The organism is Arthrobacter sp. Bi83 (assembly GCF_918698095.1).
Lineage (GTDB): Bacteria > Actinomycetota > Actinomycetes > Actinomycetales > Micrococcaceae > Arthrobacter.
Window position 1 is genome coordinate 1 of record NZ_CAKKLY010000087.1, and the last position, 9,212, is coordinate 9,212.

At 66.8% G+C, this 9,212-nt stretch carries 9 protein-coding genes and 1 tRNA gene; 4 read left to right on the forward strand and 6 right to left on the reverse strand.

Going from position 1 to position 9,212, the window contains the following annotated elements:
- Nucleotides 1–130: 130 nt before the first annotated feature.
- Entirely contained in the window at nucleotides 131–1,462 is a 1,332-nt protein-coding gene (locus tag LQ144_RS22230) for an MFS transporter (protein ID WP_230121421.1), read from the forward strand.
- Nucleotides 1,463–1,550: 88 nt separating this feature from the next.
- On the opposite strand, the gene LQ144_RS22235 is transcribed toward LQ144_RS22230, so the two are convergent.
- The 3 genes from LQ144_RS22235 to LQ144_RS22245 all read right to left on the reverse strand — a co-directional run bounded on the left by LQ144_RS22235 (nucleotide 1,551) and on the right by LQ144_RS22245 (nucleotide 3,056).
- Nucleotides 1,551–2,714 carry a N(5)-(carboxyethyl)ornithine synthase gene (locus LQ144_RS22235; protein ID WP_230121422.1) on the reverse strand — a complete coding sequence of 388 codons (1,164 nt, stop codon included), beginning with the start codon at nucleotides 2,712–2,714 and terminating at the stop codon, nucleotides 1,551–1,553.
- A complete protein-coding gene (locus LQ144_RS22240) occupies nucleotides 2,711–2,857 on the reverse strand; it encodes a hypothetical protein (protein WP_230121423.1) in 147 nt (48 codons plus the stop codon). Before LQ144_RS22240 ends, LQ144_RS22235 begins: the two co-directional genes overlap by 4 nt.
- A 125-nt stretch (nucleotides 2,858–2,982) precedes the next feature.
- Nucleotides 2,983–3,056, reverse strand: a tRNA-Gly gene (locus tag LQ144_RS22245).
- A gap of 244 nt (nucleotides 3,057–3,300) precedes the next feature.
- Between LQ144_RS22245 and LQ144_RS22250 the strand changes: the two genes are divergently transcribed.
- A complete protein-coding gene (locus tag LQ144_RS22250) occupies nucleotides 3,301–3,747 on the forward strand; it encodes an SRPBCC family protein (protein ID WP_230121424.1) in 447 nt (148 codons plus the stop codon).
- 47 nt (nucleotides 3,748–3,794) lie between these two features.
- On the opposite strand, the gene LQ144_RS22255 is transcribed toward LQ144_RS22250, so the two are convergent.
- Complete coding sequence (locus LQ144_RS22255) at nucleotides 3,795–5,615, reverse strand: CAP domain-containing protein (RefSeq protein ID WP_230121425.1); 1,821 nt, start codon at nucleotides 5,613–5,615, stop codon at nucleotides 3,795–3,797.
- Nucleotides 5,616–5,720: 105 nt separating this feature from the next.
- Here LQ144_RS22255 and dcd point away from each other — a divergent pair, with 105 nt between their 5' ends.
- Nucleotides 5,721–6,296: a dCTP deaminase gene (gene dcd / locus LQ144_RS22260; protein ID WP_230121426.1), complete on the forward strand. Its 576-nt coding sequence runs from the start codon at nucleotides 5,721–5,723 to the stop codon at nucleotides 6,294–6,296.
- A 165-nt stretch (nucleotides 6,297–6,461) separates the two neighbouring features.
- Entirely contained in the window at nucleotides 6,462–7,403 is a 942-nt protein-coding gene (locus tag LQ144_RS22265; RefSeq protein WP_230121427.1) for a hypothetical protein, read from the forward strand.
- A gap of 69 nt (nucleotides 7,404–7,472) precedes the next feature.
- Here the strand turns inward: LQ144_RS22265 and LQ144_RS22270 are convergent, their stop codons facing one another.
- Both LQ144_RS22270 and LQ144_RS22275 read right to left on the reverse strand, forming a co-directional pair.
- Nucleotides 7,473–8,657 carry a cation:proton antiporter gene (locus tag LQ144_RS22270; protein ID WP_230121428.1) on the reverse strand — a complete coding sequence of 395 codons (1,185 nt, stop codon included), beginning with the start codon at nucleotides 8,655–8,657 and terminating at the stop codon, nucleotides 7,473–7,475.
- A 5-nt stretch (nucleotides 8,658–8,662) separates the two neighbouring features.
- The gene (locus LQ144_RS22275; RefSeq protein WP_230121429.1) at nucleotides 8,663–9,145 is read right to left on the reverse strand and encodes a cation:proton antiporter regulatory subunit; all 483 of its coding nucleotides are present in this window, start codon (nucleotides 9,143–9,145) and stop codon (nucleotides 8,663–8,665) included.
- Nucleotides 9,146–9,212: the final 67 nt, after the last annotated feature.

The window sequence follows — 9,212 nt, forward strand, 5'->3', positions numbered from 1 at the left end:
GGGTGGGGTCTGTCGGGGCATGCATTACGTTCAGCAATGCTACTTATAAGCCCAATAGTCTTCCATAATCATCAGCTCCAACTCTAGCGTTAGAGGCACCCCCGTCAGCCCGCTCTCCTGAGGACTTCCTGTGACACCCCCACCGCCGTCAACGGCCACCGTCACCCAGCCCGTCGCCGTCGTCAGCGAGCGCCTCCCATGGCGTCACACGTTCATCTCCCTCCGCGTTCCCAACTTCCGGATCTTCGCGATCGGACACTTTGTGGCAGTCATTGCCCTGTGGATGCAGCGGATCGCCCAAGACTGGCTGGTGCTTCAGCTCTCCGGTTCCGTCACCGCCGTCGGCTTCACCGTGGCGCTGCAGTTCACGCCGTCCCTGGTGCTGGGACCCTGGGGCGGCATGATTGCGGACCGGTTCGCGAAACGCAGGATCCTGATCAGCTGCCAGTCAATGGCGGCGGTCTTGGCGGCCGCTCTCGCCGGGCTGGCCCTCAGCGGAGCCATAGAAGTGTGGCATGTGTATGTCATAGCGTTCGTGCTGGGCCTGGTCACAGTGCTGGACCAGCCGGCCCGGCAGGTGTTCGTCCATGAACTCGTGGGCCCCCGGTACCTGCGGAATGCCATCAGCGTGAACTCCACAACCTTCCAGCTGGGTGGACTGATAGGGCCCGCAGTCGCGGGCGTGCTCCTCACCGCGGTCGGCGCCGGGTGGGCCTTCGCCGCCAATGCCGTTGCGTGCTGTTCCACGGTGACCATGCTCCTTCTCCTGCGCAAGGACGAGCTGTTCATCAGCGCCCCCGCACCGAAGCGCAAGGGCATGCTCCGCGAAGGGCTGCGGTATGCGCTCAGCAAACCCACCATCTACTGGCCGTGGCTGATGGCAGGATTCATTGCCGTGTTCGCCATGAGCCTGCCCGTGCTGCTGGCCGCGTTCGCGGACCATGTCTATGGCATCGGTGCCGGCGGCTACGGCATGCTGAACGCCCTGGTCGCTTTGGGTGCGCTGGCAGGGGCAATCGCCTCCACCAGACGGCGCCAGCTCCGGCTGCGGTCAGTGGTCCTGGGCGCCGGAATGTACGGCCTCATGCTGTGCCTGTCAGCCTTCACGCCGTCGCTGGCATGGTTCGGCGCGGCCATGGTGCTGTCCGGATTCTGGTGTCTGATGTTCCTCACGGCGTCCAACCAGCTGGTCCAGACCAGCTCCAACATGGCGATCCGTGGCAGGGTAATGAGCCTGTACATCATGGTTCTGATCGGCGGACAGGCCATCGGTGGACCCATGATCGGAAGCATCGCCGAACACTTTGGTCCGCACGCCGCCCTGCTGGTGGCAGGAGGGGTGCCGGTGCTCGCATCGGCGACGGTCGCCGTCGTGCTTGCCCGCCGGGGCGAGCTGAAGCTCAAGGTGGACTTCCGGGACCGGCGGCGCCTGCTGCGGGTGGTGCAGCGGGCCGCCGCCTAGCGGCTGGCCTTCCGGCGGCCCCAATTGGCCGGCAGCGCCGGTTGGCCGGCGGCCCCAATTGGCCGGCAGCGCCGGTTGGCCGGCAGTGCTAGCTTTCCGGAATCGGCGCGTGCGGGTAGTCCGCCGCGCGCCGCTGGAACTCCAGTACGTCCTTGTTGATGACCTCGCCGTCGCGGATTTCGATGGCGCGGCTGATGGTTTCGTTCTCCTGCCAGGCAGCCGGCCCGGACATCACGGTTTCCAGGAACGGCAGGAGTGCCTCGCTAATTTCCCAGCTTGAGGAGTTCCACAGGTAGGACGGGCTGTGGTCCACCGCGTAGTAATCGATGTGGTCGCCCACGGTGAACATCGGTTCGGCAAAGCTGGTGGTCTTGGCCCAGCTGAAACCCATGCCCTCGTCGCAGGAAACATCCACGATCAGGCTGCCGGGACGGAACGCCCCGAGGTCGTCCGCTTGCAGATAGGTGAGCGGATTGTTCGGGTCCTGCAGCGTGCAGTTGACTACGATGTCGCTCTCGGCCAGGAACGGCGCCAGGGGGACGCGGCCACGCTCGGTGATGACCTGGCTGAGGAACGGCGCCTTGTCGTCGTGGTCGAACTGCGTGATCCGCACCGAGTGGATGGGGGAGCCCACAGCAGCGACGCCGCGGTTGGTGAGCACCTGGACGTCGTGGATGCCATGCGCGTTCAGGGCAGTTACCGCCCCGCGCGCGGTGGCACCGAAACCGATGACGACGGCGCTGAGCCGCCGTCCGTAGTCTCCCGTCGACCCGGTGAGCGCCAGGGCGTGGATCACCGAGCAGTAGCCGGCCAGCTCGTTGTTCTTGTGGAAAACGTGGAGGCCGAAGCCGCCGTCGCTGGCCCAGTGGTTCATGGCCTCGAAGGCGATGAGGGTGAGCTTCTTGTCGATGGCCAGCTGTGTGATGGCCCGGTCCTGGACGCAGTGCGGCCAGCCCCAGAGGGTTTGGCCGTCGCGGAGTTCGGCGAGGTCCTGGGGCTGCGGTTTCGGCAGCAGCACGACGTCGGCTTTCGCCACAAGCTCTTCCCGGCTGGCCAGGCGCCCCACCAGCGGGCCGAGCTGGGCATCGGACAAGCCAAAGCGTTCGCCGTAGCCACGCTCCAGGATCAACCGCTGGCGCAGCTCCGGCGCAATCCGCTCGAGGTGGAGCGGGTGCAGGGGCAGGCGGCGCTCGTCGGGTTTGCGCGACGAGGCAACCACGCCCAGGGTGAGATGGTTCGGCGAACCCGTCACTTCTTCTTTGCCGGCATCGGTTTGGCTGAAGTCTTGTCCAGCGAGCTGGCCGGCGCTGAGGTGGCCCTCTTGTCGGCGCGCTTTTCCTTGATGGATTTGCCGGATTTCTTGGATGCTGCTTGACGGGGGGATTTGTCAGCCATGATTGCTCCTGTAGCGGAACCGAAGAAGTTCCTGACTTCTGACCATACAGGTAACTGCCAAACGCGCCCTTGAAAGGGAACGGCCCGGGCGGCCGTGAAACGTGCCGGCGGGGACTGGGGAGAAATGGAGCGGCTGACGGGAATCGAACCCGCGTATCGAGCTTGGGAAGCTAGCGCTCTACCATTGAGCTACAGCCGCAGCGCACCGGATTCCGCCGGCGCAGAACCTAGCTTAGCGCAGTTGCGGTGCCGCTCTGCCCACAGGCTCTCCGTGTCCTCGCCGGAGCGCCGCCGACGCAGTTCCGTCCCGTCTCCCCGTAACTCTTCGGTAAAGGCCCGGTCCTCTTTCGCTGGGCCCCGGGCGCCGGTGGCTATCCTGATGTCCGTTAGCTGCAGAACGGGGGAACGGGCTACACGGACAGGGCCGACGTCGAAAGGATCCCATGGCATTTGCGGAACACGAGGTTTTCGTTCAGCGCGATGCCATCACCGTCTACTCCTTTCTCCTGAACGGACTGAACCTTCCCCGCTGGCAGCCGACTATTCGCAGCATCAGCCTGAGCTCCGGTCCTGCCGGGGCGCCGGGGGCCAGATATCAGGTGACGCTGATGGGCCTGCGCGGGCACCCGGTTGCGGGGGATTACGAAATCACGCAGGCCCGGCCGGGTGCTGAAATCCAGTTCCAGGTGGTGGCCGGCCCGTCCCTGTCGCGCGGCGGCTTCTACCTCAGCACCGAGGGCAGCGGAACACGGGTGCGCTTTGCGCTCGAAGCCCCGCTCAAGGGACTCCGGACCTTCACCCGCACCGCGGTCCAGCGGAGATTGCAGGAAGATGTAGCGCAGATTGGACGGCTCCCGGCAGTACTGGAAGAGCGTCCGACGGCGGTCTGAGACCCCGCTGCCGGCGCTCCGGTTCCGCTGGGCTACTGCGCCGCGGGCTACTGCGCCAGCCGGTGGCCTGCCCAGTTTCCGGGAACAGCTGAGGGCGTCGCAAGCGCCCCGCCGCTGAGATCCCAGTACTGTACGGCGTCGCCGGCCCGCTGGATGGCCAGGCCGGTGGAATAGGGTCCGGTGACGCCACGCAGCGCACGGATGGCCAACACGTCACCCCAGCCGCCCGCCACGACGCCCCGCGCCTCGGCTACCGGTGACAGGCGGCCGGAACCCCGGTAGAGGGATACGGTGCCGTCACCTTGGCGGGCCAGCAGATCCTGGAACCCGTCGCCGTCGTAATCGGCCATGGCTAGCCGCGTCGCGGAGACGCCGGAGGCGATCAGGGTGCGCTGGACGAGGTCGCCGCTGCCCTGGTTGGGATACAGCCAGAGGTTGGCCGCGGCGTCGAGGGCCAGGAGTTGGGGCAGCCTGTTGGTTGAGCACCAGCCGCCGACCGCCAGTGTGAGGCCCGCCCAGCCGGACTGGCCCAGCGTCACGGGCGGCAGGAATCCGCCCGTGAGCACACCCGAGTGCAGCGTAAGCCGGCCGTCGTTCCACTGGCTCACCACGTCGAAAACGCCGTCGCGCTCCCAGTCCGTGACGAACACCGTCTTGGCTGCCGCGAAACCCGTGCCGATGGGTTCCGCCGGGCCAAACAGCCCCGACCCCAACGAGGAACGGTTGACGAGTTGGCCTGTCGCGTCCACTGAGACGAGGTCCCCAGCGCTGCGGATGGATGCCGTGGCCAGATCAAGGGTGGGCGGCATGTGTTTGACCAGGGGATCGCAGACGCTGGCGGGTTCGGCGGGAAGAGCGGTGGTGCCGCCCGGGCTCGCGGTGGTCCCGGCGGGGAGGGCTGAATAGCCGAAGAAGTTCACCACGCCCCACATGGTGTAGCGGTTCGGGGTGGTTTGCCAGTTTCCGTCGGTGAACGTGATGCCAATGCCCACCACGTTGAAACGCGGATCGGTCAGGATGGCGTTGTGGGCCGGGGAGCCTTTCCACCACTCGACGAGCTGCGCGGCATCGCGGTCCCAGCGGACGGCAATGACCTCGCCCGCGCCGTTGTTCGGGCTGAGGGCCCGTGCGTCCGTCCAGAAGTTCGCCCGGTGCTCGATGACTTCGCGGGAGGCGACGCTGTCGGACCACTCCTGCGCCAAGCCTGCCACCGTCGCGTGGTACTTCACGGCAGCGAGCCCCAGGGATGCCCGGTAGGTGTTGATCGCGTTGAAGACAGCGGCGACCTGGGCTGCGTTGCTGTCGGGCACCAGGGCCTCGGGGGTGAGGGTTCCCGGGGCAACGGACGCGGCCGACTTTGTCTGGGCCGATCCTCCCAGCGTCGGCGGCGGCGCGGACGCGAATGCACCGGCAGGGGCTGAGAGCGGCGGGATGGACGCCGGTTCAGGCGGGCCGGCGGCGGTTGACCCTGAAGCCGCAGGGTCCGGGGGTCCGACGGCCGGCTGCGCGGTGGTCATCTGCTGGGTCGTCACCTGCGCCGTGGCCGTCGTTCGTTGCGAGGCCACGGCAGGTGATGACGCCGCCGGGACCGAGGCGGTCGATGAAGGCAGTGCGGAGGGGGCTGGCGGCGCTGGCGCCGCTTCCACGGCTGTGGCGGGCGGCTGCCCGGGTGAGGGGGCCGCGGAGGCCGGCCCGCCGTCGTCGGCCGAAGAGGAAGTGGTGCCGCCCGGGGTGGGTTGCGCCGTCACGACCTGGTGGGCAACAGCCTGACGGCCGGGCTCCGGCGCCGGAACGCCGCTCGCCGCCGGAGCCGACAGTGCGAGGGCGCACATGATCGCAACAACGGCCTGGGCCGCAATCTTCTTCAAAATATCCCCAGCTCTATTTTGGCCGTGTGACGTGAGACCGTCGGCCGGATTGTTCTCGCAACACTAATGGGAGGCGCGGGCGCCAGCAATGCTATTTTTGAAGGTGTGCTGATCTCTGACCGCGACATTCGTGCCGAAATTGATTCCGAACGGATCGTGCTGGACCCGTACGACTCCGGGATGGTGCAGCCGTCCTCCGTGGATGTCCGGATTGACCGCTTTTTCCGGCTGTTCGACAACCACAAGTACGCCCACATCGATCCCGCGGAAGAGCAGCCCGAGCTGACCCGCCTGGTGGAGGTGGAGGAGGGCGAGCCGTTCATCCTGCACCCCGGTGAGTTTGTGCTGGGCTCCACCTACGAAACCGTCACACTGCCGGACGACATCGCCGCGCGTCTCGAGGGCAAGTCGTCCCTTGGCCGGCTGGGCCTGCTGACGCACTCCACCGCCGGCTTTATCGATCCCGGATTCTCCGGCCACGTCACGCTGGAGCTGTCCAACATGGCCACGCTGCCCATCAAGCTCTGGCCGGGAATGAAGATCGGCCAGCTCTGCTTCTTCCGCCTGACCTCTGCTGCCGAGCACCCCTACGGCTCCGGCGAGTACGGCAACCGCTACCAGGGCCAGCGCGGACCCACCGCGAGCCGCAGCCACCTGAACTTCCACCGCACGGACATTTAGCGCTCTGGTTTGGCGCCCGGGCTCACGCCGACGCGTGAGGTCTCGGCGCTTTGACTCCACGTAACCGCCGAGACCTCACGCATCGATGAGCGCTCCGCGGCGGCACTACCCCTCCCCACTGTGGATAACCCGAATCGGCCTCCGCGAATGTGCCCACAATGGCCCATGAGGAAGCCGCAACCGTTACCCGACGCTCTCGCGGGCAGGTCCTTCACCCTAGTCGAGCAGCTCGCCGAGGGGGTGCCACCACATCGCGCATGGCGCAGCGACCTCCGCGTGGCAAGCCGCGGGGTGCGGGTGCCGTGGGGCGCGGGACAGGACCTGGCGCATACCTGCCGGCTGCTTGCCGGAATGTGTCCTTCCACTGTGTGCTGCTTCGGAACAGCCGGTCTGCTCTGGCGATGCCCGCTGCCGTGGTTTGTCCAGAATGAGTTCCGGGTGCACCTGGCACGGGTGGACGGCGGGACGCGACCCGTCCGGAAGGGGGTAGCCGGCCACCGCCTCGACCTGCGGGGCTCTGACCTGACCGTGCTCGACGGCGTTCCCCTCACCACTCCGGCCAGGACCTGGTTCGACCTGGCTTCGGTACTCGAGCCGGAAGATTTGGTGGTCGCCGCGGACTTCTTCATCTGCAGCCAGTCGCGGAGCTTCGGCCGCAACCGGCTGGCCCTGTGTTCCTTGGCCGATTTGCGGAACCAGGTGGAGACTAACAGAGGCGCCCGGGGTATCCGAAAGGCGAAGGCAGCGCTTGAGCTGGCACGGGTTGGCGCCGACTCTGCGCCCGAGACCAGGCTCCGGCTGGCCTTCGGCAGGCTCGGCCTCCCCGAACCCGTGCTGAGCCATGTGGTCATGGATGAGACGGGATGGGAACTGGCCTGGCCGGACATGGCCTTTCCCGGCTTCAAGGTGGCGGTGAACTACGACGGCCGGCACCACCTGGAGCTCCGCCAGCGTGAATCGGATATCCGGCGCGACGAGTCCATCGACGCGATCGGCTGGACCTCCGTCACCGTAACCGCGGGACAGGTGAAGGCCCATGGCTACGACGGGTGCGCCCACCGCGTCCTGGACGCCCTTGTCAGGGCCGGGTGGCGGAACGAGACGTGAGATCTCCGCGCTTCGAATCCGGGTAAGTGCCGAGATCTCGCGCATCGATGACACGCCGGAGCGACGGTGTCAGGCGCGGACCGTCTCGGTCCTTGCAGGGCGGGAGAACTTCTTGACCAGCGGCTCGACGTAGCGCGCGGCCAAGGGGCCGAAGATCGCCATGAGCAGGACATAGGCCGTGGCGAGGGCGGCCAGCTCGGCCTGGACCACGCCTGACGTGACCGCGAGGCCTGCAATGACAATCGAGAACTCGCCGCGGGCAATCAGTGCGGCTCCCGCGCGGAACCGGCCCGGCCGTGCAATGCCTGCCCGCTTGGCGGCCCACACCCCGGTGAGCATCTTCGTCGCGGCGGTGACGACGGCGAGGACGAGCGCCCATCCGAGGACTGGCGGGATGGACATAGGATCCGTATTGAGCCCGAAGGCCACGAAGAAGATGGCGGCGAACAGGTCCCGCAGGGGCTCGAGGATCCTGGTGGCGCTGTGGGCCGTGGCGCCGGAGATGGCAATCCCGAGCATGAACGCGCCCACCGCGGCTGACACCTGCAGGGCCGCGGCCACGCCGGCCACCAGGAGCGCCGCGCCGAGCAGATTGAGCAGGAAGACTTCGGAGTTTTCGCTGTGCACCGCCTTGGAGACGTGATGACCATGCCGCAGCGCCACCACCAGCACCACAGTGACCACGGCCAGTGAAATGCCCACGGTCTGCAGGCCCCCCAGAAAGCTGACGCCGGCAAGTGTGGCAGTGAGGATCGGGAGGTAAACGGCCATGGCCAGGTCTTCGAACACCAGGATCGAGAGCACTACCGGCGTTTCCCTGTTACCGATACGGCCAAGGTCCGTGATGACCTTGGCCGCTATGCCGGACGAGGAGATGTAAGTGACCCCGCCCATCACCATGGCACCGACCAGGCCCCACCCGAGCATCGCGGCGAGGGCGGCCCCGGGGGCGAAATTGAGCACCAGGTCCAAGACGCCGCCCTGCCAGGATCTCCGCAGCCCGGTGACCAGTTCGGCGGCCGTATATTCCAGACCGAGCATAAGCAGCAGCAGGATGACGCCGATTTCACCGGAGAGGTGCGCGAACTCCTTCATCCCGCTCAGTTCCACGAGGCCGCCCGCGCCGAAGCACAGGCCACCCACCAGATAAAGCGGGATGGGAGACATGCCGATCCGGCCGGCCAGCCTCGCCAGCAGGCCGAGGGAGAACACGACCGCACCCAGTTCGATGAGAGTCAGGGCCAGGCGGTCCATGACGGTCAGCCGTTGCGGAGGATATCGGCCGCTGAATCAAGGCCTTCTTGCGTACCGACAGCGACCAGAAGATCGCCTGAGTGAAGGACGACGTCGGGCCCTGGTGAGGGAACCACCTCACCTTCACGCATGATCGCCACGATCGAAACACCGCACCGGGTGCGGATGCATGCCTTGCCCATGGGCTGGTTTTGGAACGGTGAGTCCGGGGCGATGGAGAACTGCCTCGTCACGATGCCAGGAACCTCGCGGTGGGCCTCCGTCAGCTTCATGGCCAGATGCTGGCCGCCCAGCAGGTTGCCGAGGGTGGCAGCTTCGTCGCCGGTCAGCGGAATGGAGGCCTGGCAAGTGTCGGGATCATCCCACGTGGAAACGAACAGTTCTGTCTGGCCCTCGCGCAGCTCCACTACGCCGATCCTCCGACCGGAGGCTGTCATGAAGTCCTTGCGCCTGCCGAGGCCGGGGAGGTCCGTCTCTTCCACGTTCATACCATCAGCCTAGTCCGCGAACGGACATTTACGGCCCTGATCGGACGGCGAAACGGGGCCTCAAGGA